Raw genomic sequence first — 25,520 nt, 5'->3', positions numbered from 1 at the left:
GAGGAGGACATCGTGCTGGACACTCTGCGCGCCAGAATGACGCATGCCGCCCACGGTTACGCGGGGAACGAGCGGCGGCCGCTGGGCGGATATCTCGCGGCGATGGCCGCGTTCGGCGGCCTGGCGGCCGCCCTGTCGGCGGCCGGCCGCGCCACCGGGCGCCGCGCACCCGAGCGGCCCGCCCTCGCCGACGTCGTACTGGTCTCGATCGCCACGCACAAGCTCAGTCGCCTGCTCGCCAAGGACGCGGTGACGAGCCCGCTGCGCGCGCCGTTCGTCCGGTACGTCGAGCCGGCCGGCGACGGGGAACTGAACGAGGAGGTGCGCGCCGAGGGCGGCAGCGTGCGGCACGGCATCGCGGAGCTGGTCACCTGCCCGTTCTGCCTCGCGGTGTGGGTGGCCACCGGCCTGACCGGCGGCCTGGTGCTGGCGCCGCGGCTGACCCGGCTGGGCGCCACCGTCCTGACCGCCACGACGGTCTCGGACTTCCTGCAACTCGCTTACGACGCCGCCAAGCGCGGCGCCCAGGGCTGAGCGCCGCACCGGTACGTCCATCCGGCCGGCGGCGGGTTTGCCACGGCGCCGCGGCGGGTAGCGGTTCATCCAGGGAGGTCGTGACCATGGCAGTCGACTGTTCGGTGACTACCCATGCGGACGGCCTGACCGCCACCTTGACCGGACAGCTGAGCCTGGTCGACGCGGCTTCGGTGCGGACCAGCCTGTTCAAGTGCCTGGCCGAGCAGCCGGACACCCTCTTCGTGGACCTGGCGGGTCTGTCGGTCGAGGAGCCGCTCGCCCTGACCGTATTCTCGGCGGTCGGCCGCCAGGCGGCGCGCTGGCCGGGCGTCCCGGTGCTGTTCTGCGCGCCGACCGACCCGGTTCGGTTCATGTTCGGCGGCGCCGCCTACCAGCGCCTTCCGCTCAGGGCGACCGTCGAGTCGGCACGCGAACGGGCCCGCGCCGACGGGCGCAGCCTCCCCTCGGTGGTCGACGACCTGCTTCCGGTCGTCGGTGCGCCCCGGCATGCCCGGGTGATCGCCACCGAGGCCTGCCTGCGCTGGGACCTGCCCGACCTGGTCGCGCCGGCCTCCGTGATCGCCAGCGAGCTGATCACCAACGTGGTGGACCACGTGGGCACGATGGCGAGGTTGCGGATCTCGCTCCGGCCACGGTTCGTGACGATAGCCGTGCGGGACGGCTCGGTCGTCGAACCGCGGCGCCGCCGCCCCGACGAGTCCGGCGGCCGTGGGCTGCTACTGGTCGAGGCGACGGCGCGCAGCTGGGGATGGCTCCCGGTCGACGGCGGCAAGGTGGTGTGGGCATCCCTCGGCCGGGTCAGCCGCGGTTCAGGTCGGCGAGCCCGCAGAGCTTGAGCGTCGGCCGCACGTGCGGTCCCGCGTTCGCCAGCCTCAGCTCGACGCCGGCCGCGGCGGCGGCCGAGGCCGCGTCCATCAGGACGGTCACGCCGGCGGCGTCCAGCAGGGCGACCCCGGACAGATCCACGACCATCCGGTCCACCCCGGCGGTCGTGACCGCGTGGCGCAGGCAGCCGCGCATGCGGGAAGCGCAGTCGCGGTCGACCTCGCCCTGCACCCGCACGGTCAGCAGGCCGCCGTCACGGTCCACCGCCAGGTGCAGCCCCTGCCTGCCGGCGGCGGCGTTCCACCGCGGCGGCGTGTCGCTGAGCATCGCCTCGCGCAGCCAGGACAGGGCGCGGTTGAGCAGCCGGGATACGTGCATCTGCGAGATGCCCAGCTCGGCGGCGATCTCGGTCTGTGTCTGGTTGCCGTAGAAGCGCATCGCCAGCATCTGGCGCTCCCGGGCCGGCAGGCCCAGTAGCAGCCCCGCCACCGTGACCTTGTCGTCGACGAACTCCAGGTCGCCGTCGCTCGCACCAAGCCGGTCGCCGAGCGTACGGGCCGACGCGCCGTCGCCGGCGACCGGTGACGCGTCCAACGAGGCGGGGGAGTATCCGCCGTTCGCCACCAGCGTCTCGTTGACCGCGCCCTCGGTGACCCCGACGCGCTCGGCCAGCTCGGCAACGGTCGGTGTCCGGCACAGCTCGCCGGTCAACTGGGTCCGGGACTGCCGTACCTCGAGGAGGAGCTCCCGGACCGGTCGCGGCACGTGCACCGCCCACGCGGTGTCCCGGAAGTGGCGCTTCAGCTCACCGGAGATCGTGCTGATCGCGTACGCGGTGAACGAGCCGCGCGAGGGCTTGTACCGGTCGACGGCCTTGATCAGGCCGAGCCGGGCGACCTGCTCCAGGTCCTCCAGAGGTTCGCCGCGGCCGCGGAACCGGCCCGCGAGGCGGCGGGCCAGCGGTAGACACTCCACAGTGAAGCGTTTCCGCTCCACCGCGAAGTCGGTGGCGGACATGCCCGCCGCCCGGCCCGCGTAGGCGACGGCGGCGATATCGAGGTCCTCGAGTTTTCGGGAGCTTTGCGCTGACATGGCCGTCCCTCGCTGGGCACCGGTTCAACATGCCATTCGGGTGGCACGTCCCCGAACGCAGCTACTTCCCACCCGCTTGCCACGGCAAACTCCCGGCACCGCGGAAGCGGCGTATCGCTGCCGTCCACCGTTGTCTGATCGCTCCGACAACGGGAGGGGACGGTGCGGCAGGACGTCGGCACGTCCGCGTAGGAGTATCGCGGCGAGGTCGGGGTACGCGGTGGGTATCTACGAGAGAGACGGAGCGCCTATGACCACCGCGCGCGAGATCATGAGCCCCGACGTCACCTGCGTGGGGGAGAAGGAGACCCTGACGGACGCGAGCCGCAAGATGGTCGACCTGGATGTCGGGTCGCTGCCCATCTGCGGTGCCGACGACCGGCTCAGGGGCATGCTCACCGACCGCGACATCGTCACCAAGGCGGTCGCGCAGGGCCGGGACCCGGCGCAGGTGACCGCGGGCGAGCTGGCCCAGGGAAAGCTGGTCACGATCGGCGCGGACGACGACGTCGCCGATGTGCTCGACACCATGGCAGGCCACCAGGTACGCCGGCTGCCGGTGATCGACGGGCACCGGCTCGTCGGCATGGTCGCCCTCGCCGACGTGGCCAGGGCGCTTCCCGACCGGCCGGTCGGCGATCTGATCGACGCCATCACCCGCTAGCCGAACCGGCGCCCGTCGCGTGTCCGCGGCGGGCGCCGCCGGTTCACGCGGAGCGCGGATGCCCCGTGGCCCCAGCCCTGATCGCCGGTTCCCGTCCTGCCCGGAGCGGTTCGATCCGGCCGTGCCGGGGGTACGTTGCGAGGATGGAGGACCGGTTCGCGAAGGTGGTGCCTCTGGTAGTCGTCGGCGCGTCCGCCGGTGGGGTCGAGGCGCTGCGCACGATGGTCGGCGCCTTCGCCCCCGATCTCGCCGCCGCGGTCCTGGTGGTGCTGCACATGCCCCGCGCGGGGCCCAGCGCCCTGCCGATGATTCTGGATCGCGTCGGGCCGCTGCCGGTGACCGGCGCGGTCGACGGGCAGCCGCTGCGGCCCGGCCAGATCATCATCGCGCCGCCGGACCATCACCTGCTCGTCATCGACGGCCGGGCGCGGCTGTCCCGCGGGCCGGCCTGGAACGGCCACCGGCCCGCGGTGGATCCGCTGTTCCGGTCCGCGGCGCGGGCGGCGGGTCCCCGCACCGTCGCGGTCGTGCTGTCCGGTTCCCGCGACGACGGGACGGCCGGCGCCGCCGTGGTCGCGGAGCATGGCGGCACGGTCGTCATTCAGGACCCGGACGACGCCCTGCACGCCTCCATGCCCCGTAGCGTGCTCGACCACGTCGGCCGGGCACAGGTCTGCCGCACCGAGATGCTGGGTTCATTGATCTCCGAGATCGTGGCCAAGCTGGTGGACGGTGATCACCATGGTGCGGTTCTCGGCGACAGCGCACGTCAGGAGGCGGTGATGGACGATCTGATCGGCTTCACCAGGGAGGATCCTCCCGGCCGGCCGGCCGGGCTGGCCTGCCCCACCTGCCACGGTGGCCTCTTCGAGGTGGTCGGCGAGCCCACGCCGCGGTACCAGTGCCGGGTCGGGCACGCCTGGTCGCCGGGGAGCCTGCTCGAGGAGCAGGCGGCGGCGTTCGAGGGCGCGCTGTGGATGGCCCTGCGCAGCCTCGAGGAGAAGGCCGCCCTCGCCCGGCGCATGGGCCGGGACGCACACCTACGCAGGCATCAGGCCACCGCCGAGAGGTACGAGGAGACGGCGCGGGAGGCGACCCAGGCCGGTGAGCTGATCCGCGAATTGATCCGGCGACTGGACCAGGCTCCCGCGGAGGCGTGATGCCCGCGCACGGCGACGAGGCGGCACGCGTGCCGGCCGGTACGGTAAGGACCGTGACGCAGCCGGATCTCCAGTTCGAGCAGCTCCTGCTGTACCTGAAGGAGTCGCGAGGCTTCGACTGCACCGGGTACAAGCGTTCCAGCCTGATGCGGCGCGTCGGCCGGCGGATGACGCAGGTCTCGGCGCCGGACTACGCCGACTATCTGGACTACCTCCAGGTGCACCCGGAGGAGCTCACCGCGCTCTTCAACACCATCCTGATCAACGTCACCAGCTTCTTCCGCGACGCGGAGGCCTGGGATTACCTGCGTGCCGAGGTGATGCCGGCGCTGCTGGCGGCCAACGAGACCGGGGTGCCGCTGCGGGTGTGGAGCGCCGGCTGCGCCTCGGGCGAGGAGGCGTACAGCCTGGCGATCATGCTGTCGGAGCTCCTCGGGATCGAGGAGTTCCGGCGCCGGGTCAAGATCTACGCCACCGACGTCGACGAGGAGGGGCTCGCGGTGGCGCGGCACGCCTCGTACTCCGAGCGTGACGTCGCCGGGATGCCGCCCGAGCTGCTGGAGCGCTACTTCGAGGCGTCGGCGAGCAGGTACGTCTTCCGCAAGGACCTGCGCCGGTCGGTGATCTTCGGCCGTAACGACCTCGTGCAGGACGCGCCGATCTCCCGGATCGATCTGCTGGTGTGCCGCAACGCCCTGATGTACTTCAACGCGGAGACCCAGTCGCGGATCCTCTCGCGGTTCCACTTCGCCCTCGGCCGCGACGGGGTCCTCTTCCTCGGCAAGGCGGAGATGCTGCTGAGCCACGCCGAGCTGTTCGCCCCGATCGACCTCAAGCGACGGATCTTCCGCAAGGTGCTGCCGCCGAACGCCACGACCGGCGGCTACCTGAGCGAGATGCCGCCGGCCCCGTCGCGCGACGCGCTGGTCGGGCTGGACCGGCTGCGTGGCGAGGCGTTCACCGCAAGCCCGGTGGCCCAGGTCGTGGTGACCTCGGACGGGCTGGTGGCGCTCTCCAACCGGCAGGCCGAGGCGATGTTCGGTGTGTCGACCAAGGACATCGGCCGGCCGTTCCGCGATCTCGACCTGTCGTATCGGCCGGTGGAACTGCGCGGGCTGATCGAGCAGGCGCAGGTGGAACGGCGGATGCACCGGCTCACCGACGTGGAGTTCCTCCGCGCGAAGGACGACAAGGTGCACCTCGAGGTGCAGATCAACCCGCTGGTGAACGATGCCAACCTGCTCGGGGTTTCGCTGATCTTCCTCGACATGACGGCGGCGCACCGCCTGCAGGAGGACCTGGAGCACGCCAACCGGCAGTTGGAGACCGCGTACGAGGAGTTGCAGTCGACCAACGAGGAGCTGGAGACGACGAACGAGGAGCTTCAGTCGACCAACGAGGAGCTGGAGACCATGAACGAGGAGCTCCAGTCGACCAACGACGAGCTCCAGACGATCAACGACGAGCTGCGTGACCGCACCGGCGAGCTGGACGCGGCCAACGCGTTCCTCGAGGCCGTCCTCACCGGCATGCGGGCCGGTGTCGCGGTCATCGATCAGGACATGCGGGTGCAGGCGTGGAACCGGCGCGCCGAGGATCTGTGGGGGCTGCGCCACGAGGAGGCCGTCGGCCAGCACTTCCTGAGCCTGGACATCGGTCTGCCGAGCGATCAGCTGCGGCCCGCCATCAAGCTGATCCTCTCCGGTGAGCCGCACCCGCAGGAGCTGACGCTGCCGGCGGTGAACCGGCGGGGCAGGGCCATCGACGTTCGCGTCGTCTGTTCGGCCCTGGCCCGCGACAACGGCTCGGCGCTCGGCGTCCTCCTCGTCATGGACCCCACCGGGGACGACGGGCAGCCTCTCACGGCACCGTGACGGACGACGTGTAAGGCTCGCGGATCGGCACGCCGCCCGGCCCGGTGCTGCTCACCTGCGCCACCGTGAGCGTGTACGACCCGGGCGCCAGCGTCGCCGCCGGCGTCCACACCAGCGTCCCCGGCGCGGGCTCGGCGACCGTGCCCGGCACCGCGCCGGCCGGCCCGGTGACGGTGACCGAGCCGCCGTAGTCGGCGCCGGTGGGCTGGACGTCGCGCTGGAACACGACGGTGGCCGCGGTCGCCGTCGCGGTGACGGAGACGACCAGCGGGTCGCGCCAGTACTGGATGGCCAGGTGGGTGTCCGGCACGCCGGGCTCGCCCCACTCGGTGGAGGTGTCGTCGACCAGCATGGTGCGGGTGATGCCGCCGTCCACCGTGACGCTGCGGTTGTTGGTGCCGACGATCGAGCCCCAGTCCTCGACGGTCTCCCAGGTGCCGCGGGTGTACTTGTACTGGATGTCGGTGCCGTCCAGCACGGTGATGGTGGCCTCCCACACGCCGTCGCCGCGCTCGGTCATCGCCTGCTTGCCGGGATCCCACGGTCCCAGCTCGGTGATGTTGCCGGGCAGGTAGAGAGTCGCCCCGGCCGGGGTGCCCGGCGGCGCCAGCACCCGGAACGTGACATCGACCGGCCGTACCGGCACGCTCAGCGCGGCGGGCAGGCTCGCCGCGCCGCCGTCGGGATTGCGGTACGCCAGGTGGGCGACCACGTCGGCGGTACGCGGTGACGGGCCGGCCGGCGTGACGTCGTAGGTGACGGTGAACGTGTCGCCGGGCGCCAGCGACGCGGCGGTGGCCGGCGACCGCGGGGTGATCACCCAGCCGGCCGGCGCGGCGACCGTCGCCGACAGCGCCCGGATCGCGCCGGGTCCGTCGTTGCGCGCGGTCGTCACCAGGCGGCTGGTCGCGCCGGACTGCAGCCCGTCCGGTGCGGTGAAGGTCAGGTCGACGGCCGGCTGCCGCGCCACGGTCAGCGGCCGGCCGTCGTGCGTGACGGTCACCGCCCGGGTGCCCGCCGTGGCCGGCACCTCCACGACGAGCAGGCGCCTGCCGGCGTCGTAGGCGAACGGCGCGGTGCGCCCGGCGACGGTGACGACGCGCGGGCGGGAGACCCCGGCGAACTCGACCGTGTACCGGCGGGCCGCCGGTGCGCCCGGGTAGGCGCCGGCGACCGGGCCGACGGTGAGCGTCTGGCGCCGGCCCTCGTCGTAGCGCACCGGGATCCGGGCGTACCGGCCGTCGCGGTAGCCGAGGCCGTCGCCGGCGTCGTCGTACACCGTGGTGCGGCCCGGGGCGTGCGGGTAGACGGTGAGCCGGAGCCGGTCGCGCGCCTGCGCGGCGACGTTGGCGGCCGGGTGCGCGCGAGCGACGATGCCGCCGGCGCGGACGTACACCGGCAGGCGGTCCGGGGTCGCGGCGACCGTGCGGGTGCCCGGGCCGCGCAGCGTCTCGCCGGTGAAGAAGTCGGTCCAGGTGCCCGGCGGGAACCACACCGGCGTGGTGGTGCTCAGCCCCGGCTTGGTCACCGGCGCGACCAGCAGCGAGTCGCCCAGCAGGTACTGGGTGTCGTGCCGGTACGCCTCGTCGAGCTCGGGCCATTCCAGGTACAGCGCCCGGGCCATCGGCAGCCCGGTGTCGTAGGTCTGCCGCGCCGCCGTGTACAGGTACGGCACCAGCGACTCGCGCAGGCGCAGGAAGTCCGCGGCCGGCTCGCCGACCGTGTCGGCGTACTCCCACGGCAGGCGGTCGCCGTGGTCGGAGTGCAGCCGCAGGATCGGCTGGAACGCGCCGAGCTGCACCCAGCGCAGGTAGAGGTCGCCGGGCAGGTGCTTGCCCGCGAAGCTGCCGATGTCGTGGCTGACGTAGGACACCCCGATGCTCGCCTCGGCCGGCGTCATCGCGGCGGCGAACCGCAGGCTCTCCCAGTCCGGCCGGGTGTCGCCGGTGAAGTGCACCGTGCTGCGGTGCTCGGCCCACGGCCCGGAGGGGCCGGGCGTGGTGTACGCCGGGAACGACGCGCCGATCCGCGACAGCGAGAAGCCGCGCTGCCCGCGCCGCTCGCCGCCCAGCCGGTACAGCTCGTTGACCCAGCTGTCCGCGGTCACGCCCGGCGTGCCGGCGACGCTGTCGTCGCAGCAGTAGTCCAGCCACCACTGCCGCACGCCCTGCTCCTCGAACGGCCGGTGCAGCTCGTCGTACGCCGCGGCCTGGTCCGGGTCGGTCCAGTCGAAGCGGTAGGGGTTCGGCGCGAAGCTGCTCGCCGCCCGGGTCAGCTTGCCCTTCGCGGTGGCCTGCGCCTGCGCGAAGCGCGGGTCGTCGCCGGAGATCGCGGCGTGCACGTTGAGCGTCGCGGCGATGCCCTGGCGGTTCAGGCCGTCGAGGAACTCCTCCGGCTCCGGGAACAGGTCGTCGTTCCAGTTCCAGCCGGCCCACTGGTTCGGCGCCTTCCAGTCCGTGTCGATCACCAGCGAGTCGAGCGGCACCTGGTGCTCGCGGAAGGCGGGCAGCAGCGAATCCTCGTATTCCGCGGCGCTGTACGCCTGGTACTTGGAGAACCAGGTGCCGAGGGTCCACTTCGGCGGGAGCAGCGACGGCCCGGTGAGCGTGCGCAGGTCGGCCAGGCCGCGCCGGAAGTCGTGGCCGTAGCCGAACAGGTAGCCGTCCTGGTAGGCGCCGGCGTGCGCAGGCCGCGCCGCGACCCGGTCGCCGGCCCGCACCGCGGTGGCGGTGTCGTCGAGCAGGTGCCAGCCGCCGCGGTTGAGCATGCCGGGGTGCAGCTTGATCTGCTCGGCCGGGCCGGCCTGCCCCGCGTAGTAGTCCAGGCCGCGGTACCAGCCGCCGAGCGCGTCGTCGCGCGCGGGCGAGCCGAACTCCGGGTGCACGCTGACCGCCCGGCCGCCGACGCGCAGCTCCAGTGTGGTGTTCGCGGGCGTCACCGGCCCGCTGTCCAGCCGGTATCGCAGCGTCAGCGCGCTGGTGCGCACCCGCAGTTCGCCGCCGCGCGTCGAGGCGGCGAACCAGGTGCGCCCGGGGTCGCGGTCGACGGCGTTGAACGTCGGCCGGTTCTCGAACGCGTCGTCCTGCGCGTACTCCAGGCGCAGCAGCGTCGCGGTGAGCACCTGCACCCGCAGGTGGCCCGCCCGGACGGTCTGGCCGTGGATCTCCGGCGCCCGCGGTGCGGCGATCGCCGCGCCGGGCGCCGCGGTCAGCAGCAGCAGGGCGCAGACCAGGCCCGCCAAGCGGGCGCCACCGATATGCCTCGACACGACGACCCCCTGAGCGCGTAACAGGAACGTCACAGAGTGAAGCGAGCGTGGCCCCGCCGCACGCACCGTGTCAATAGGACGGTGGCTGTTCGGGCAAGAAGGCCCGGCCCCGGGTGCACCGGGGCCGGGCCGTGGCCTGCGTGGTTCGGGTCAGCCGGCGAGGGTGGCGGTGTAGAGCAGCCGGTTCGGCGAGCCGCTGCCCGGGCTGGTGACCAGGCCGGTGGTGGCGGCGGCGACGATCGCGCCGTTGGTGGCCGCCACCGACGCGCCGGGGTGCGCGGCGAGGTAGAGCGCGGCCGCGCCGGCGATGTGCGGCGAGGAGAACGAGGTGCCGCTGCCGGTGTAGGTGGCGGTGTTGCCGGTGCGCCAGGCCGAGGTGATGTCGACGCCGGGCGCGAACAGGTCGAGCACGGCGCCGTAGTTGGACCAGGACGCCCGGGCGTCGGTGCGGCCGGTGGCGCCGACCGTCAGCGCCTCGGTGACCCGGGCGGGCGAGGTGTTGGCGGCGTTCACCCCGGAGTTGCCGGCCGCGATCGCGTACGGGATGCCGGCGCTGATGGATCGCCGGACCGCGGCGTCCAGGGTGGAGCTCGCGCCGCCGCCGAGGCTGAGGTTCGCGACCGACCGGCCGGGCACCGCGTTGGCGGTGACCCAGTCGATGCCGGCGATGACCCCGGCGGTGGTGCCCGATCCGTTGTTGTCCAGGACGCGGACGCCGACGACGTTCGCGCCCTTGGCCACGCCGTAGGTCCGGCCGACGGCGACGCCCGCGACGAACGTGCCGTGCCCGTTGCCGTCCTGCGCCACGTTGTCGCCGTCGACCGCGTCGTAGCCGTAGCTCGCCCGGCCGCCGAAGTCCTGGTGCGCGACGGTGATGCCGGTGTCGACGACGTAGACGGTGACGCCGGCGCTCGGTCCGTAGGTGTACGTCTGGCTCAGCGGCAGGTTCCGCTGGTCGGCGCGGTCCAGGCCCCAGGGCGCCGAGGTCTGCGTGTCGCTGATCCGCACGACCTGGTCGGCCTCGACGGAGGCGACCGCGGGGTCGGCGGCCAGCCGCGCGGCCTGCCGGGGGCTCAGCCGCGCGGTGTATCCCTCGACCGCGTGGCCGAAGACGCGGCCGACGGTGCCGCCGTAGCGCTGGGCGAGCCGGCCGGCGCGGGCCGCGTCGACCTGCGTGCCGTCCTTGAGCACGACGAGGTAGCTGCCGGCGACCGCGGACGGGCTGTCGGCGTGCAGGACCGTGCCGGTCGGCTCGGCGGCGATCGCGGGCGCCGCGCCGGCGGCGGCGATCGCGATGCCGGCGAGCGCGGCGGCGAGGGTGGCGGTGTGACGCATCTGTTCCTCCTGGCCTTCGGCGTCCGGATGACGCCTGGTGAAGACGCTAGGCAGAAACCATTAATTGATGATCAACGATACGTCAGGGCTTTGCGAAGGGTCAGGCCGTGCGGGCCGGCAGGGGCCGCCCGGCCCGCTCGCGCAGGTGTGCCAGCAGCTGGAGCACGGCCGGCTGCACCCGGGTCTGGCGCCGGTGCAGCGCCGTCATGGTGATGACCGTGGTGTCGCCGACCAGCGGCCGGGTCACGATCAGCCCGGCCCGCTCGAGCGGATCGCCGAGCACGCTGTAGTCGGGCAGGACGGTGAGGCCGATGCCCTCGGCGACCATCATCTTGCCCATCTCGGCGCCGTCGGTGGAGTGCCAGGCGGCCGGCAGGTCGGAGCCGAAGAGCCGGTGCGCGAACCGGTACATCAGATAACCGGAGCGCATCGCGACGAAGCGCTCCCCGCGCAGGTCGTCGGCCGAGACCTCGGCCCGCGCTGCGAGGGGGTGCCCGGCCGGCAGGACCGCCGCGGGGCGGCCGACGAGCAGGGCGGTCGCCTCGAGGTCGGGCGGCACGTCGTCGCCGTCGAGCAGGTTTACCAGGCCGAGGTCCAGGTTGCCCTCGGACAGCGAGACGTGGATCTCGTCCTGCTGCAGGTTGCGCACCTCGACGGCGGCGCGGCCGTTCTCCGCCTGGAAGGCGCGCAGGGCGGGCAGGACCAGCGAGGCCGTGCCCGCGTTCACGGTGCCGATCCGCAGCAGGCGCCGGGTGGCCAGCTGATCGCCGGCGGCGGCCTTGAGCCGCTCGACCGACTCCAGTACGTCGACGATCGGCTGGAGCAGTTCGCGGCCGGCCAGGCTGATCCGCGCGCCGGAGCGGTGCCGGTCCAGCAGGGTGACGCCGAGCTCGCGCTCGAGCTTGCGGATGGCCTCGCTGATCGCCGGCTGGGAGACGTGCAGCTGGTCGCTGGCGCGGCGCAGCGAGCCGTAGCGGGTGACGGCGGCGAGGTACTCGAGCTGCTCTATGCGCATTGCTGGCTCCGGAGGGTGATCGGGGGTGGCGTGGGGGCGATCGGTAACGCCTTCCATCCGACGTCTTGCGCTGCCATAACCCACAAAGCCTATATTCCCCGTAGGGATTACGTCGATCCGGAGACTTGCATGCCTGATAAACCACTGCATTTCGCTGCTTTCGTGATGAACACGGCGAGTCATATCATCCAGGGGACCTGGCGCCGCCCGACGGCCCGCCAGGCCGACTTCAACCGGCTCGACCTCTGGGTCGACCTGGCGAAGACCCTCGAGCGCGGCGGGTTCGACGCGATCTTCTTCGCCGACGTCGTCGGGCTGTACGCGCCCTACCGCGGCGACGAGCGCAAGTACGTCGAGGTCGGCCTGCAGGTGCCGAGCAACGATCCGTCGGTCCTGGCCAGCGCCATCGCGTACGCCACCGAGCCCCTCGGCATCGCGTTCACGGCCTCCATCCTGCAGGAGCACCCGTTCAACTTCGCCCGCCGGATCTCCACCCTCGACCACGCCAGCGACGGCCGGGTGGCGTGGAACATCGTCACCAACTACCTGCCCAACGCCTCGCGCAACTTCGGGCACGACGGCCTGACCAAGCACGACGAGCGCTACGCCTGGGCCGACGAGTACGTCGACGTCGGGTACAAGCTGTGGGAAGGATCGTGGGAGGACGACGCGCTGCTCCAGGACCGGGAGACCGGGGTGCACGCGGACTACGACAAGATCCACCGGATCGATCACGTCGGGCCGCGCTACCGGGTCGAGGGCCCGCACCTGGTGAGCCCGTCGCCGCAGCGCACGCCGCTGCTCTTCCAGGCCGGCGCCTCCGAGGCGGGCCGCACCTTCGCCGCGAAGAACGCCGAGGCGGTCTTCATCGTGGCGCCGAACGTCGAGGCCGCGGCCCGGGACACCGCCGACATCCGGGCCCGCGCCGTCGCGCACGGCCGCGCGCCGGACGACCTCAAGTTCTTCCAGGGGCTGCACTTCGTCGTCGGCTCCACCGAGGAGGAGGCGCGGCGCAAGAGCGACGAGCTCGATCAATGGATCGACTACGACGCGCAGCTCTCGCACATGTCGGGCGCGGTCGGCATCGACTTCGGCCACGAGGACCTCGACCGGCCCGTCGGTGAGCTGAAGACCGAGGGCGTCCAGTCGATCCTCGGCTGGATCAAGGACCTGGTGACCGACCGGGAGCCGACCCTGCGCGACGTCGCGCACTACACCTCGCACAACGGCCGGATCACCGGTACACCGGAGCAGATCGCCGACCGGCTGGCGCAGTGGCGCGACGCCGGGGTCGACGGGATCAACGTGGTCAACGCCGAGATCCCTGGCAGCTACGTGGAGTTCGTCGACCACGTCATCCCGGTGCTGCGCGAGCGCGGCCTGGCCCGGCGCGAGTACGTACCGGGCACGCTGCGGCACAAGCTCTTCGGCCGCGGCGACCGGCTGCCCGACACCCATCCCGCGGCCCGCTACCGCGGCGCGTTCGCGCCCGTCGCGACCGGGGGAGACCGGCCGTGAGCGCGAAGAAGCGCCTCATCCTCAATCTCTTCGAGATGAACTGCGTCAGCCACATCACCCACGGCCTGTGGCGGCTGCCCGGCAACAACCGCGAGCGGTTCAACGACATCGAGTACTGGACCGAGCTGGCCGTGCTGCTCGACGAGGGCGGCTTCGACGCGGTCTTCCTGGCCGACGTCGTCGGCACCTACGACGTGTTCCGCGGCTCGGCGGCCACCGCGATCCGCGAGGGCCTGCAGATACCCAACAACGACCCCGCGTCGGTGGTGCCGGCCATGGCGGCGGTGACCCGGCACCTCGGCTTCGGGATCACGTTCTCCACCACCTACGAGCCGCCGTTCGCGTGGGCCCGCCGGGCCAGCACCCTCGACCACCTCACCAAGGGCCGGGTCGGCTGGAACATCGTCACGTCGTATCTGCCCAACGCCGCCCGCAACTTCGGCCACGACGGCGAGGTCGAGCACGACCAGCGGTTCGAGATCGCCGACGAGTACCTCGACGTCCTCTACAAGCTCTGGGAGGGCTCGTGGGACGACGACGCGATCGTCGCCGACCGGGAGGGCAACGTCTTCGCCGACGCCACCCGGATCCGCCCGATCCACCACGAGGGCCGGTGGTTCAAGGTGGAGGGGCCGCACCTGCCCTCGCCCAGCCGGCAGCGGACCCCGGTCCTGTTCACGGCGACCGCCAGCGCGGCGGGCACGAGGTTCGCCGGCAAGCACGCCGAGGTCGTCTTCACCGGCGGGCCGACCGAGCAGAGCCTGCGCAAGACGATCGCGGGCATCCGGGAGGCGGCCGTCGCGGCCGGCCGGCGGGCCGACGACGTCCGCTTCATCAGCATCGCCGGGGTGATCGTGGCGCCGACGGAGGCCGAGGCCAAGGCGAAGCTCGCGCACTACCAGGAGCTGGCCAGCCGGGACGGCTACCTGGCGCACACCAGCCTGCCCTGGGATCCGACCGCCCTGCCGCCGGCGGCGAAGCTCAAGGACGTCACCGACACCGAGGGCGGCGTCGGCCGCTGGCGGGTCTTCGACCCCGAGCAGACCGTCGGCGAGTTCCTCGGTGGCTTCGGCGACCTGGGCCGCCAGCCGCTGCTCGCCGTCGGCGACCCCGAACAGGTCGCTGACGAGATCGAGCGCTGGCTCGACGAGGTCGGGCTCGACGGGATCAACCTGCTCCAGTACCACTCGCACGACACCGCCCGCGACTTCATCGAGTTCGTCGTGCCCGTACTGCGGGAGCGCGGCCGCCTGCGCCGCGACTACGACGAGCGCGAGACCCTGCGCGACCGCATCTTCGGCGCCGGGGACCGGCTGCCGGCCCGGCACCACGCCGCCCGCTACCGCGGCGGGGCGAACCTGCCGGTCAGCGGCATCGCCGATCCCGTACTCAGCGCCTGACACCCTGGAAGGAAACACTCACATGACCAGATCGAGACGACGCGTGGCCCTCGCCGTCGCCGCCCTGCTGGCCGGCGGCGCGCTCACCGCGTGCGGCGGCGCCGCCGGCACGTCCGGCGGCGCACCGACGACCGGCGGCACGATCATCTACGGCCACGTGCAGGAGCCGCCGTGCATCTTCGGCGGCTGGATCCAGCAGGCGTACATCTCCCGCCAGGTGCTCGACGGGCTCGTCGCCATGGCCGACGACGGCGCCGTCAAGCCGTGGCTGGCCACCGAGTGGAAGGTGTCGCCGGACGGCACGAAGTACACCTTCACCCTCAAGGACGGCGTGAAGTTCACCGACGGTACGCCGGTCGACGCCGCGGCGGTCGCCTGGAACTTCGACTACTGGGAGAACCACGGCGGCAACAGCACCGCGAAGGTCTCCATCGACCCGTACTACAAGGCCGCCAAGGCGCTGGACGCCACCCACGTCGAGATCAGCCTGAACAAGCCGTACCCGCCGTTCCTGCCGCTCATCACGCAGGGCTACTTCGGCATCCAGTCGCCGACGGCGTTCAAGAGCCGTACCGAGAAGGAGAACTGCGAGAAGCCGATCGGCTCGGGCGGCTTCGTCGTCAAGGAGTGGAAGCACGGCGAGGAGGTCGTGCTCACCAAGAACCCCGGGTACGCGTCCTGGCCGGCCAACGCCAGGCACGAGGGCCCCGCGATCGTCGACGAGGTGCGCTGGAAATTCGTCGCCGACGGCGTGTCCCGCTACGCGTCGCTGAGCACCGGCGAGTCGCACGTCGTCTACGAGGTGCCGACGGTGAACTGGAAGGACGCGCAGGCGCGGTACCAGACCATCCGATACATCACGCCCGGCAAGCCGGTCTCCTTCTACATCAACACCAAGGTCGGCCCGTTCAGCGACAAGCTGGTACGCCAGGCCTTCGCCTACGGCGCGGACCGCAAGGCGGCGGTCGAGGCGGGCTTCCACGGCGTGATCCCGTACGAGGGGAACCCGGCGGTCAGCCAGGCCACCCCGGGCTACGACGCCGAGGTCGCCAAGGCGTACGCCTTCGACCCCGCCAAGGCCGGCCAACTGCTCGACCAGGCCGGCTGGACGGCGCGCGACGCCGCCGGAGTCCGTACCAAGAACGGCGCGCCGCTGACCGTCAAGCTGGTGTACGGCGCCGGGTTCATCTTCACCCAGGAGGGCTCGACCGTCCTGCAGGTGCTCCAGGAGCAGTGGAAGCAGATCGGCTTCGACGTCAAGCTGATCCCGGCGACCCAGGCCGAGCTCTGGGGCGGCAAGTACTCCGACCCGAGCACCTTCGACGCGACGCCGTCGTACTGGACCAGCCCCAGCTCGGCGATCCTGTGGATCGTCTGGCGACCGTCCACGCCGGACAACCCCAACTTCAGCAACCGGTCGTTCTTCAACAACGAGACGCTGTCGCAGACCATCCAGCAGGCCAATGGCGAGGCGGACGCCGCGAAGGCGAACGATCTGTACGGGCAGGCGCAGAAGATCATCCAGGACGACGCGGCGGGCATCGGGCTGTACACCCAGAACTCCACGTACGCGGTGGCCCGCAACCTCAAGGACGTCTGGCTCGAGAAGAGCCAGGGCGAGCCGGTCTTCTCCGACGCGTACTTCACCAAGTGAGGCGGCGATGAACCAGGTGTGGCGGATCGCGGTCAAGGTGGCGGCGTCGGTCGCCGTCATCGTGGCCGCCGCCTCGGTCACCTTCTTCGCCCAGCTGGCGGTGCCGGGCGACCGGGCGACGGCGCTGATGAACCTGCAGACCGGCCAGGAGAAGTTGTGGACGGCGCAGGAGCTGGCGCCGCTCAACGAGAGGTTCGGCTTCGACGACCCGATCCTCCTGCAGTACCTGCACTACCTCGGCGGGCTCTTCCAGGGTGACCTCGGCACGTCGTACACGCAGAAGCGGCCGGTGGCCGACGTGATCGGCGGGCAGCTGCCGCCGAGCCTGATCCTGACCGTCGCGGCGCTGGTGGTCGCGTGGCTGCTGGCGCTGGGTATGACCCTGCTGACGGTGCGGCGGGGCCGGTTCCTCTCCGGCCTCGGCAGCGCCTGGGAGGCGCTGACGGCCAGCCTGCCGCACTACTGGGTCGGCGTCGTCCTGCTGGTGGTCTTCGCGGTGCAGCTCCGGATGTTCCCGATCATCGGGGGCACCAGCGCGTGGGGCTCGGTGCTGCCGGTGCTGACGCTCGCGATACCGCTGGCCGGGTTCCTCGGCCAGGTGACCCGCGACGAGTTCGTGCAGGTGCTGCGGCAGCCGTTCGTGACCACGGCGCGCAGCCGGGGCATGTCCGACCTGGGCGTGCGGGTGCGGCACGTGCTGCGGCACGCGGTGCTCCCGGCGATCACGCTCTCCGGGTGGGCGCTCGGCGCGCTGGTCTCGGGCGCGGTCATCACCGAGAACATCTTCGGCCGGCCGGGAATCGGGCAGGTGCTGGTCACCGCGGTCAACACCCGCGACCTGCCCACCGTCTCGGGCATCGTGCTGGTGGTGGCGGCCGTGTACGTGGTGGCCAACCTGCTGGTCGACCTGGCCTACGCGGCGATCGACCCGCGGCTGGCGAGGGGCGCCCGATGAGTGCGCTCTCCTGGCCGCTGCGGGCCCGGGCGTGGGCGTGGCGCGACCGCCTGCCCTCGCTCGGCACGACGCTGTCGCTGCTGGTCGTCGGGTTCGTCGTGATCGCGGCGATCGCGCCGGCCCTGCTCACCGACCGCAGTCCCACCGCGATCGACCTGACCTCGACCCTGCTGCCGCCGTCCTGGCAGCACCCGTTCGGCACCGACGACGCCGGCCGGGACCTGCTCACCAGGGTCATCTACGGCTCCCGGCTCTCGCTGGGCATCGGCATCGGCGCGACCGCGCTGGCGTTCCTGATCGCCACCGTGCTGGGGTTCGCGGCGGCGCTGTCCGGCGGCGCGGTCGACGCGGTCATCACCCGGGTCATCGAGGTCGCGTTCGCCTTCCCGGCGCTGCTGCTCGGGCTGCTGGTCATCACGATCCGCGGGCCGTCGCTGGCCACCGAGATCATCGCGGTCGGCATCGGGTCGGCGCCGGGCTATGCCCGGATGGTCCGCGGCCAGGTGCTCGCGGTGCGCCAGGCCGGCTTCATGGAGGCTGCCGCGGCGCTCGGGCACCGGCGGCTCCCGATCTGGCGCCGGCACCTGTTCCCGAACGCCATGCGGCCGCTCGTCGCGGTCGTCACCCTCGGCATCGGCCAGTCGATCGTGTGGGCCTCCGGACTGTCGTTCCTCGGCCTCGGCGTGCCGCCGCCGAGCCCGGAGTGGGGCGCGCTGCTCGACGCGGGCCGCCTGCACATCACCACCTCCTGGTGGCTGGAGATCCTGCCCGGACTGGTGATCGTCCTGGTCGCGCTGTCGGTGACGGCGCTGGGTCGTACCTTGCAGAACCGACTCGGAGGAGCATCCCGATGACCACACTGGACTACCGGGAGGACCTGCGCGGCCAGCGGGACCGCGACCCCGGCGCGGCCCTGCTGCGCGTCGAGAACCTGCGGGTCTCGTTCGCGGGCGTCGAGGTCGTCAAGGGCGTCTCGTTCACCGCCCGGGCGGGCGGCTGCCTGGCCATCGTCGGCGAGTCCGGGTCCGGCAAGAGCGTCACCGCCCGCACCCTGGTCGGCCTGACCGGTGCCGGCAGCCGGGTCAGCGCGGACCGGATCGAGCTCGCCGGCACCGACCTGCTGAACACCTCCGAGCGGGCCTGGCGCGGCGTGCGCGGCAGCCGGATCGGCTTCGTCCTGCAGGACGCCCTCGTCTCGCTCGACCCGCTGCGCCGGGTCGGGCACGAGGTGGCCGAGCCGCTGCGGCTGCACGGCTGGGGCACCCGCGCCGGCCGGTCCGCCAAGGCGGTCGAGCTGCTCGACTCCGTCGGCGTGCCGGAGCCGGAGGTGAAGGCGCAGCAGCGGCCGTACGAGCTCTCCGGCGGCCTGCGCCAGCGCGCCCTCATCGCCTCGGCGATCGCCCTCGCGCCGCCGCTGCTGATCGCCGACGAGCCGACCACGGCGCTCGACGTCACGGTGCAGGCGCAGGTGCTCGACCTGCTGGCCGCCTCGAAGGAGCGGGGCACCTCGATCATCCTGATCAGCCACGACCTCTCGGTAGTGGCCCGGATGGCCGACGAGGTGGCCGTCATGCGCGACGGCGAGATCGTCGAGCACGGGCCCGTCGAGCGGGTGCTGCGCGACCCGCGGCACGAGTACACCCGCAGGCTGCTCGACGCGATCCCGTCCGAGCACACCCGGGGCACGAACCTCACCCGCCCGGCGGCACGCACCCGCCGGCCGGCCGAGACCGACCAGCCGGTGCTGCAGGGCCGCAACCTGGCCAAGGTCTTCCGCGGCCCCGACAAGGCGGACCGCCGGGTGGTCGACGACGTCTCCTTCGAGCTGTACGGCGGGGAGACGCTCGGTGTCGTCGGCGAGTCCGGCTCGGGCAAGACCACACTGGCCCGCCTGGCGCTGGCGATCCTGCCGGCCACCGAGGGCGAGGTGCTGCTGGACGGCGAGCCGTGGTCGGCGCTGTCGCCGGCCCGGCGCCGGCCGCTGCGCCGGCGGATCGGCGTCGTCTATCAGGACCCGCTCAGCTCCTTCGACCCGCGCTGGACCGTCGGCCGGGTCCTCGCCGACGCGCTCGCGACCGGGGACCGGCCGCCGAGCTCGAAGGCCGAGGCGCGTGAGCGCTCCATTCGCCTGCTCGAACAGGTCGGCCTCGGCGAGCGGCACCTGGGCGCGGCGCCGCTGCGGCTCTCCGGCGGGCAGCGGCAGCGGGTCGCCATCGCCCGGGCGCTGGCGCCGCAGCCGGCGATCCTGGTCTGCGACGAGCCCGCCTCGGCGCTCGACGTCTCGGTCCAGGCGCAGGTGCTCGACCTGCTCACCGACCTGCAGGACGAGCTCGGCGTGAGCTACCTGTTCATCTCGCACGACCTGGGGGTGATCCACCACATGAGCGACCGGATCCTGGTTATGAAGGACGGCCGGGTCGTCGAGCACGGCACCGCCGCCGACGTCTTCGAGCGGCCTCAGCACCCGTACACGCGCCGGCTGCTCACCGCGGTGCCGCGGCTGGGGTCGGCGTGACCAGCCCCGGGACGCTGGCGGCCGGCGCCGTGCCGCGGCTCGCGCCGGCCGAGGCCGTCACGCTCGCCGCCGGGCTCGCCGCCGGCTTCGCCCGCGACGCCGCCGAACGCGACGCGCGCCGCGTCCTTCCGCTGGCCGCGCTGGACCGGCTCAGCGAGTCAGGCCTGCTGGCGATCACCATTCCCACCCGGTACGGCGGTGCCGGGCTGGGTGTGGAGACCGTCGTCGAGGTGATCCGGCTGCTCTCGGCCGGCGACCCCAACATCGGCCAGATCCCGCACAGCCACTTCGTCTACGTCAACCAGCTGCGCCTGCAGGGCACCGAGGCGCAGCAGCGGCGGCTGTTCGGCGAGGTGCTCGCCGGCCGGCGCTTCGGCAACGCGCAGTCCGAGGCCGGCACCCGGCACGTGCGCGACATCCGGACCACGCTGACCGCCGCCGGGCCCGGGCACTGGCGTCTCAACGGCGACAAGTTCTACGCCACCGGCGCGCTGCTGGCGCACCGGATCCCGGTGCTGGCACACCTGGGCCCCGACGGCCCGCTGCACGTCGCCTGGGTGGACCGGCACGCCGAGGGCGTCGAGGTCGTCGACGACTGGAACGGCCTGGGCCAGCGGACCACCGCCAGCGGCTCGGTGCGGCTGCGCGACGTCGCGGTGCCCGGCGAGCTCATCACGCCGTTCGCGGCCACCTTCGACTCACCGCAGACCTACGGCGCGTTCGCGCAGGTGCTGCACGCGGCGATCGACGCCGGCATCGCCCGCGCGGCGCTGACCGACGCCGCGGCGTTCGTGCGCGAGAAGAGCCGGCCCTACCCGGACGCGAAGGTGGAGCGGGCCGCCGACGATCCCCTCGTGGTGCACGCGTTCGGGGAGATCGAGCTGGCGGTGCGGGGTGCCGAGGCGCTGCTGGCCGAGGCGGCCCGGGCCATCGACCGGGCCGACGGCGACCTGACCGCAGGCTCCGCGACGGCCGCGTCCCTCGCCGTCGCCGCGGCGCGCGCGGCTACCACACACGCGGCCCTCGAGGCGAGCGGCCGGCTGTTCGAGGTGGCCGGCACCCGCTCCGCCGCCGCCGGGCTGGGCCTGGACCGGCACTGGCGCAACGCCCGCACGCACACCCTCCACGATCCCGCCGCCTGGAAGGTCCAGCATCTCGGCCGCTGGGCCGTCGACGGCACCCCACCCCCCAACCACGGACAGGTGTGAGCCATGACCGATCTGAAGTTCCACTGGTTCCTGCCGACCAACGGCGGCGACGGCCGAAACATCGTCGGCGGCGGCCACGGCACACCGGCCGGCGCGGGCGGCCGCCCCGCCTCGGTCGCCTATCTGGGCCAGATCGCCCGGTCGGCGGAGCAGCTCGGCTTCGAGGCGGCGCTGACACCGACCGGCGCCTGGTGCGAGGACGCCTGGATCACCACCGCGATGCTGAGCAGCGTCTCCGAGCGGCTGAAGTTCCTGGTGGCGTTCCGGCCCGGCCTGGTGTCGCCGTTCCTCGCCGCGCAGATGGCCGGCACCTTCCAGAACCTCTCCGGCGGCCGGCTGCTGCTCAACGTCGTCACCGGCGGCGAGAGCCACGAGCAGCGGATGTTCGGCGACCACCTGGACAAGGACGCCCGCTACGAGCGCTGCGGCGAGTTCCTCGACATCGTCCGCGCGCTGTGGTCGGGCAAGCCCGTCGAGGTCGAGGGCAAGTACTACCACCTCTCCGACGCGGTCCTGTCCCAGCGGCCCGACCCGCTGCCGGGCGTCTACTTCGGCGGGTCGTCGCCCGCCGCGCTCGACGTGGCGGCCCGGCACGCCGACGTCTACCTGACCTGGGGCGAGCCGCCGGCCGCCGTCGGCGAGAAGGTGCGCCGGGTGCGCGAGCTGGCGGAACGGCAGGGCCGGGACCCCGCCTTCGGCCTGCGGGTGCACACCATCGCCCGGGACACCGCCGAGGAGGCCTGGGCCGAGGCCGGCCGGCTGCTGTCCGGCATCTCCGACGAGCAGATCCGCGAGGTGCAGGCCGGCCTGCGCCGCAGCGAGTCGGAGGGCCAGCGGCGGATGCTCGACCTCAACGGCGGCTCCCGGGACTCCCTCGAGGTGCACCCGAACCTGTGGGCCGGGGTCGGGCTGGTGCGCGGCGGCGCCGGCACCGCGCTGGTCGGCAGCCACCGGCAGATCGCGGACCTCCTCGAGCAGTACGTCGAGGTGGGCGTCACGGAGTTCGTGCTCTCCGGGTACCCGCACCTGGAGGAGGCGTACCGCTTCGGTGAGGGCGTGCTGCCCGAGCTGTCCCGCCGCGGGCTCTGGCGGCACCCGGCGCCCGGCCGCCGGGCCGCGGCCGCCGTGCCGTTCGGCGCCGCGCCGGCGAAGGAGCGTTCCGCGTGACCACGCTGCGCACCAACCAGGACCTGTCGCACGAGCGGCTGCGCGAGGTCTTCGGCATCTTCCCCAGCGGCGTGGTGGCCGTCGCCGCCCTAGTCAACGGGGTGCCGGTCGGCCTGGCGGCGAGCTCGTTCACCTCGGTGAGCCTCGAACCGCCCCTGGTGTCGTTCTCCATCGCCAACAGGTCGAAGACATGGCCCGACCTGCGCCGCGCGGAGCAGCTCGGCGTCACCATCCTGGCGGACCACCACTCCGCGGTGGCGCGCCAGCTGGCCGGCGCCGTCGACCGGCGGTTCGACGGGCTGTCGCTGACCGCGTCGGCGCAGGGCGCGGTCACCCTCGACGACGGCCTGGCCCAGTTCGACACCACCGTCCACGACGAGGTGCTCGCCGGCGACCACACCATCGTGCTGCTGCGCCTGCGCGCGGTCCGCCACGCCGGCCGGGCCGACCCCTCGCCGCTGGTCTTCCACCGCAGCCGGTTCGGCCGCCTCCAGCCCGGCTGAGGTTCGCCGCCGTTCAGATCAGGCCGAGTTCGCGGGCCCGGCGGATCGCCTCGCTGCGCCGGGTCGCCGCCAGCTTGCGCAGCACGCCGCGGATGTGCGTCCGGACGGTGTTGACGGACACGAACATCGCCTGTGCGATCTCCTCCGTGGAACGCAGCTGGCTCAGGTGTCCGAGCACCTCCCGCTCCCGGGCGGTCAGGGCCTCGAAGACCGGGGCCGTCGCCGTCGGCGGCGCCGCCTCGGCGGTGCCGAACCAGGCGTGACGCTCGGCGAGCGCGGGCTCCTCGCGGAGCATGCGGCGCACCCGGGCGGGCGCCTCCAGCAGCGGCCGGCGCAACCGCTCGGGCTTCGCCGCCCGCAGCGCCCGCTGCAGGGCCTGGCGCGCCCGGTCGGGGTTGTTGCCGGCCAGCTCCGCGCCGGTCGCGATGAGCCAGCAGTCGACGCGCACGTCGAGGGGCAGGCGCGGGCTTCTCATCAGGGCCGTCACGCGATCCCGGGCGGCGCGGTCGTCGCCCGCGGCCAGCGCCGCGCTCGCCTCGGCGAGTGCGTGGTGCGGGGTGCGGCCACCCGGTTCGGGTGGCCGCCCGGCGTCGAGCAGGGCGTCACGGGCGACCCTGAGCACCTCGGCGAGCCAGGGCGGCCACGGGCCGGCGCCCGGGTGCGGGCGCCGCTCGAGGGCGTCGACGGCCTGCGCCAGCTGGCCGTGCGCGCGGTTGACGCGGGCGCGCACCAGCGCGAGGACGCCGGCGACCAGGGCCTGCGGGTGGGCCCTGAGCAGGGTGGCGGCCCGGTCGGCGTGGCCGCGCGCGGCCACCAGGTGGTACTCCTCCATCCGTACCCAGGCGAGGGTGACCTCGCCGACGGCGGTCTCGACCGGCCCGCGGGCGTGCGCGAGCGCGCGGCGGGCCAGTTTGGCGGCGCGGCGGAGCCGCCCGCACAGCGCCTCGACCAGCGCCAGGCGGCCGAGGAGTTCGGCGGCCCACGGCTCGGCGGGGTCGAGCGGTCCGGCCGGCCGGGTCCGCAGCGCGCGGCGCGCGCCGTCGAGGTCGCCGGCCCAGAGCAGGCGCTCCGCGCGGGCGAGGGAGAAGAGGGTGACAAGCGGGGCGGGCGCCGCGATGCCGTGCCGGCGCGCCTGTTCCAGCGCGCGTTCGGCGATCTCCGAGGCGCTCGCCATGTCGTCCGGCCCGGCGCCGCGCCGGGCCCGCGCCACGTCGACGGCGCAGACGCTCAGGGCCAGGTGTACGTCCCGTGCCCCGGCGGAGTCACCGGTCAGCTCCGCGGCACGCAACAGGTGCTTGGCACACCGCTCGGCGTCGTCGCGGGCCAGCGCCGTCGCCGCGTGCACCAGCGCCGCCTCGGCGGTGTGCAGGTCGTCGGGCATGTCGGCGAACGCGCCGGCGTACCGGGCGGAGTCCGCGCCGGCCAGGACGTCGGCGATGGACGATCCGTGCACCACGGCGGTGGCGGCGAGCTCCCAGTCGCGGCCCGCGAGCGCGTGCGGCAACGCCTCCGCCAGGCGGCCCGCGCGGACGTACCACCGCGCCGCCTGACGATGCAGCTCGGCGCGGTCGGTTGCCGGGCCCGCCGCGAGCTCCGCCAGCAGGACCTGCCGCACCATCGGCTGGTACACGAAGTTGCGTTCCGTTCCGGTCCGCGCCGTCGCGAAGACGCCGGTGCGCACCAGGCCGTCGAGAACCCGGGCGGCGTCGTCCCGGCCCGTCAGGTGAACGGCGAGCCCCGCCGGCACGTCGGCGGCGATGCACGTGCGGATCAGCAGCTGCCGGGTGGCGGCGCTCTGTTCGGCCAGGAGCTCGTTGCGGACGTACTCGGCCAGCTCCGGTTCCGCGTCGGCCGCGGAGCCGGACAGCGCGCGGGCCTGCAGGCGCAGCGCGGCGGCCCAGCCGTCGGCCCGGTCGGTGATCGCGGTGAGCGCGGCGCGGTCGAGGCGGGCGCCGTGCGCGGCGAGCAGCGCGTCCGCCTCGCCGGTGGTGAAGGACAGCTCCTGGTCGCGGATCTCGGCGATCGAGCCCGCCAGCCGGTAGCGGTGCAGCGCCAGCGGCGGCTCGTCGCGCCCGATCAGCATCAGCCGCAGCGCCGATCCGGCGTGCTCGACGACGAAGCGCAGGCCGTCGAAGATGGACGGATGGGACAGCCGGTGCACGTCGTCCAGCACCAGGACGACGGGTTCCGGCTCGGCCGCCAGGCTCACCGTCAGATGGATCAGGAAGGACCGGTCCACGGTGTCCGCGGGGTCGTGCTGCCGGCGCAGCGCGACGGTGACGCCGGACCGCGCCAGTGACGCCAGGACGTAGCACCAGAACGTGGCCGGGCGGTCGTCCTCCCGTTCGAGCGTCAGCCAGGCGGCCCGGCCGGTGCGGCGGCGCCGCGTCAGCCAGGCGGCCACCGCGGTGCTCTTGCCCGAACCGGCGCGCCCGGTCACGACGGTCAGCGGCAACGCGGAGGCGGCGCTCAGCCGCTCGCTGAGCCGTCCGCGGTTCACCCACCACGGCGGCAGCGCCGGCGGTTCCAGCTTGACCGTCATGACCGGGTCGCCGTCCGGTGTGGTCATGACACCCCCATTTACCGCCTTTGGGTCTAGGCAGAGTTTTGTTGCGGGCACATGGGGTTCCATCACCCGGCCCGGGTGATATCGCCGGAGGCGGGAGTGCGCCTCATCCACCCTGGTTGAGATCCGCGGCGCCCGCAGCGGGTCCGCGGGCCGCCGGCGGGGGCCTCGTCTGCGCTGGATGAGGACCCCCGAACGGCCCCGCGGATACGTTCCTGTGGAATCCGGTGCGTCGCAAGGTCCGATATTAGATACTTTGTCCCG

Annotated in this window: 19 protein-coding genes; 14 read left to right on the top strand and 5 right to left on the bottom strand. The window is 73.2% G+C overall.

What is annotated here, in order from left to right; translation table 11 throughout:
* Window positions 1–15: 15 nt before the first annotated feature.
* Together ACIBSW_RS10720 and ACIBSW_RS10715 are read left to right on the top strand one after the other, a co-directional pair.
* The gene (locus ACIBSW_RS10720; protein ID WP_404799317.1) at window positions 16–534 is read left to right on the top strand and encodes a DUF1360 domain-containing protein; all 519 of its coding nucleotides are present in this window, start codon (window positions 16–18) and stop codon (window positions 532–534) included.
* A gap of 86 nt (window positions 535–620) precedes the next feature.
* On the top strand, window positions 621–1,373 hold the full coding sequence (locus ACIBSW_RS10715) for an ATP-binding protein (RefSeq protein ID WP_354726247.1): 753 nt from the start codon (window positions 621–623) through the stop codon (window positions 1,371–1,373).
* On the opposite strand, the gene ACIBSW_RS10710 is transcribed toward ACIBSW_RS10715, so the two are convergent.
* A complete protein-coding gene (locus tag ACIBSW_RS10710; RefSeq protein WP_354726249.1) occupies window positions 1,336–2,454 on the bottom strand; it encodes a SigB/SigF/SigG family RNA polymerase sigma factor in 1,119 nt (372 codons plus the stop codon). The two genes, ACIBSW_RS10715 and ACIBSW_RS10710, sit on opposite strands and share 38 nt — an antisense overlap.
* A 250-nt stretch (window positions 2,455–2,704) precedes the next feature.
* Here ACIBSW_RS10710 and ACIBSW_RS10705 point away from each other — a divergent pair, with 250 nt between their 5' ends.
* From ACIBSW_RS10705 to ACIBSW_RS10695, 3 genes are all read left to right on the top strand, one after another.
* On the top strand, window positions 2,705–3,118 hold the full coding sequence (locus ACIBSW_RS10705) for a CBS domain-containing protein (protein WP_354726251.1): 414 nt from the start codon (window positions 2,705–2,707) through the stop codon (window positions 3,116–3,118).
* Window positions 3,119–3,261: 143 nt separating this feature from the next.
* The gene (locus tag ACIBSW_RS10700) at window positions 3,262–4,278 is read left to right on the top strand and encodes a chemotaxis protein CheB (protein ID WP_354726253.1); all 1,017 of its coding nucleotides are present in this window, start codon (window positions 3,262–3,264) and stop codon (window positions 4,276–4,278) included.
* 53 nt (window positions 4,279–4,331) lie between these two features.
* Window positions 4,332–6,152, top strand: a complete 1,821-nt coding sequence (locus ACIBSW_RS10695) for a CheR family methyltransferase (protein WP_354726255.1) — start codon at window positions 4,332–4,334, stop codon at window positions 6,150–6,152.
* On the opposite strand, the gene ACIBSW_RS10690 is transcribed toward ACIBSW_RS10695, so the two are convergent.
* The 3 genes from ACIBSW_RS10690 to ACIBSW_RS10680 all read right to left on the bottom strand — a co-directional run bounded on the left by ACIBSW_RS10690 (window position 6,139) and on the right by ACIBSW_RS10680 (window position 11,770).
* Window positions 6,139–9,420: a TIM-barrel domain-containing protein gene (locus ACIBSW_RS10690; RefSeq protein WP_354726257.1), complete on the bottom strand. Its 3,282-nt coding sequence runs from the start codon at window positions 9,418–9,420 to the stop codon at window positions 6,139–6,141. The two genes, ACIBSW_RS10695 and ACIBSW_RS10690, sit on opposite strands and share 14 nt — an antisense overlap.
* Before the next feature lie 150 nt (window positions 9,421–9,570).
* Window positions 9,571–10,755 (bottom strand): S8 family peptidase, encoded by a 1,185-nt coding sequence (locus tag ACIBSW_RS10685; RefSeq protein WP_354728671.1) that lies wholly within the window; start codon window positions 10,753–10,755, stop codon window positions 9,571–9,573.
* A 100-nt stretch (window positions 10,756–10,855) separates the two neighbouring features.
* Window positions 10,856–11,770, bottom strand: coding sequence for a LysR family transcriptional regulator (locus tag ACIBSW_RS10680; RefSeq protein WP_354728669.1), 915 nt, complete (start codon window positions 11,768–11,770; stop codon window positions 10,856–10,858).
* A 129-nt stretch (window positions 11,771–11,899) separates the two neighbouring features.
* Here ACIBSW_RS10680 and ACIBSW_RS10675 point away from each other — a divergent pair, with 129 nt between their 5' ends.
* The 9 genes from ACIBSW_RS10675 to ACIBSW_RS10635 are packed head-to-tail and all read left to right on the top strand — an operon-like array spanning window position 11,900 to window position 22,690.
* On the top strand, window positions 11,900–13,288 hold the full coding sequence (locus ACIBSW_RS10675) for an LLM class flavin-dependent oxidoreductase (RefSeq protein ID WP_354728667.1): 1,389 nt from the start codon (window positions 11,900–11,902) through the stop codon (window positions 13,286–13,288).
* Complete coding sequence (locus tag ACIBSW_RS10670) at window positions 13,285–14,688, top strand: NtaA/DmoA family FMN-dependent monooxygenase (protein ID WP_354728665.1); 1,404 nt, start codon at window positions 13,285–13,287, stop codon at window positions 14,686–14,688. Before ACIBSW_RS10675 ends, ACIBSW_RS10670 begins: the two co-directional genes overlap by 4 nt.
* A gap of 22 nt (window positions 14,689–14,710) precedes the next feature.
* Entirely contained in the window at window positions 14,711–16,342 is a 1,632-nt protein-coding gene (locus ACIBSW_RS10665; protein WP_354728663.1) for an ABC transporter substrate-binding protein, read from the top strand.
* A 7-nt stretch (window positions 16,343–16,349) separates the two neighbouring features.
* On the top strand, window positions 16,350–17,297 hold the full coding sequence (locus ACIBSW_RS10660; RefSeq protein ID WP_354728661.1) for an ABC transporter permease: 948 nt from the start codon (window positions 16,350–16,352) through the stop codon (window positions 17,295–17,297).
* Window positions 17,294–18,151 (top strand): ABC transporter permease, encoded by an 858-nt coding sequence (locus ACIBSW_RS10655; protein ID WP_354728659.1) that lies wholly within the window; start codon window positions 17,294–17,296, stop codon window positions 18,149–18,151. The genes ACIBSW_RS10660 and ACIBSW_RS10655 overlap by 4 nt, the downstream gene beginning before the upstream one ends.
* Window positions 18,148–19,812: an ABC transporter ATP-binding protein gene (locus tag ACIBSW_RS10650; protein WP_354728657.1), complete on the top strand. Its 1,665-nt coding sequence runs from the start codon at window positions 18,148–18,150 to the stop codon at window positions 19,810–19,812. Before ACIBSW_RS10655 ends, ACIBSW_RS10650 begins: the two co-directional genes overlap by 4 nt.
* The gene (locus ACIBSW_RS10645) at window positions 19,809–21,020 is read left to right on the top strand and encodes an SfnB family sulfur acquisition oxidoreductase (RefSeq protein WP_354728655.1); all 1,212 of its coding nucleotides are present in this window, start codon (window positions 19,809–19,811) and stop codon (window positions 21,018–21,020) included. Before ACIBSW_RS10650 ends, ACIBSW_RS10645 begins: the two co-directional genes overlap by 4 nt.
* A 3-nt stretch (window positions 21,021–21,023) precedes the next feature.
* Window positions 21,024–22,187 carry an LLM class flavin-dependent oxidoreductase gene (locus ACIBSW_RS10640; protein ID WP_354728653.1) on the top strand — a complete coding sequence of 388 codons (1,164 nt, stop codon included), beginning with the start codon at window positions 21,024–21,026 and terminating at the stop codon, window positions 22,185–22,187.
* Complete coding sequence (locus ACIBSW_RS10635; protein WP_354728651.1) at window positions 22,184–22,690, top strand: flavin reductase family protein; 507 nt, start codon at window positions 22,184–22,186, stop codon at window positions 22,688–22,690. Before ACIBSW_RS10640 ends, ACIBSW_RS10635 begins: the two co-directional genes overlap by 4 nt.
* A gap of 13 nt (window positions 22,691–22,703) precedes the next feature.
* Here ACIBSW_RS10635 and ACIBSW_RS10630 read toward each other — a convergent pair whose 3' ends face one another.
* Window positions 22,704–25,259, bottom strand: a complete 2,556-nt coding sequence (locus ACIBSW_RS10630; RefSeq protein WP_354728649.1) for a LuxR C-terminal-related transcriptional regulator — start codon at window positions 25,257–25,259, stop codon at window positions 22,704–22,706.
* Window positions 25,260–25,520 lie beyond the last annotated feature (261 nt).

The sequence above is a fragment of the Actinoplanes sp. NPDC049668 genome (assembly GCF_044465445.1).
GTDB lineage: Bacteria > Actinomycetota > Actinomycetes > Mycobacteriales > Micromonosporaceae > Actinoplanes.
This window is presented reverse-complemented; position numbering and strand designations above follow the sequence as displayed.

What these genes read in the sequence shown, in the direction of transcription:
- ACIBSW_RS10665 (WP_354728663.1), top strand. Translation starts at nt 14,711, where the DNA reads ATGACCAGATCGAGACGACGCGTGGCCCTCGCCGTCGCCGCCCTGCTG.
- ACIBSW_RS10685 (WP_354728671.1), bottom strand. Translation starts at nt 10,755, where the DNA reads ATGCGTCACACCGCCACCCTCGCCGCCGCGCTCGCCGGCATCGCGATC.
- ACIBSW_RS10660 (WP_354728661.1), top strand. Translation starts at nt 16,350, where the DNA reads ATGAACCAGGTGTGGCGGATCGCGGTCAAGGTGGCGGCGTCGGTCGCC.
- ACIBSW_RS10630 (WP_354728649.1), bottom strand. Translation starts at nt 25,259, where the DNA reads ATGACCACACCGGACGGCGACCCGGTCATGACGGTCAAGCTGGAACCG.
- ACIBSW_RS10675 (WP_354728667.1), top strand. Translation starts at nt 11,900, where the DNA reads ATGCCTGATAAACCACTGCATTTCGCTGCTTTCGTGATGAACACGGCG.
- ACIBSW_RS10700 (WP_354726253.1), top strand. Translation starts at nt 3,262, where the DNA reads ATGGAGGACCGGTTCGCGAAGGTGGTGCCTCTGGTAGTCGTCGGCGCG.
- ACIBSW_RS10655 (WP_354728659.1), top strand. Translation starts at nt 17,294, where the DNA reads ATGAGTGCGCTCTCCTGGCCGCTGCGGGCCCGGGCGTGGGCGTGGCGC.
- ACIBSW_RS10680 (WP_354728669.1), bottom strand. Translation starts at nt 11,770, where the DNA reads ATGCGCATAGAGCAGCTCGAGTACCTCGCCGCCGTCACCCGCTACGGC.
- ACIBSW_RS10640 (WP_354728653.1), top strand. Translation starts at nt 21,024, where the DNA reads ATGACCGATCTGAAGTTCCACTGGTTCCTGCCGACCAACGGCGGCGAC.
- ACIBSW_RS10715 (WP_354726247.1), top strand. Translation starts at nt 621, where the DNA reads ATGGCAGTCGACTGTTCGGTGACTACCCATGCGGACGGCCTGACCGCC.
- ACIBSW_RS10705 (WP_354726251.1), top strand. Translation starts at nt 2,705, where the DNA reads ATGACCACCGCGCGCGAGATCATGAGCCCCGACGTCACCTGCGTGGGG.
- ACIBSW_RS10650 (WP_354728657.1), top strand. Translation starts at nt 18,148, where the DNA reads ATGACCACACTGGACTACCGGGAGGACCTGCGCGGCCAGCGGGACCGC.
- ACIBSW_RS10710 (WP_354726249.1), bottom strand. Translation starts at nt 2,454, where the DNA reads ATGTCAGCGCAAAGCTCCCGAAAACTCGAGGACCTCGATATCGCCGCC.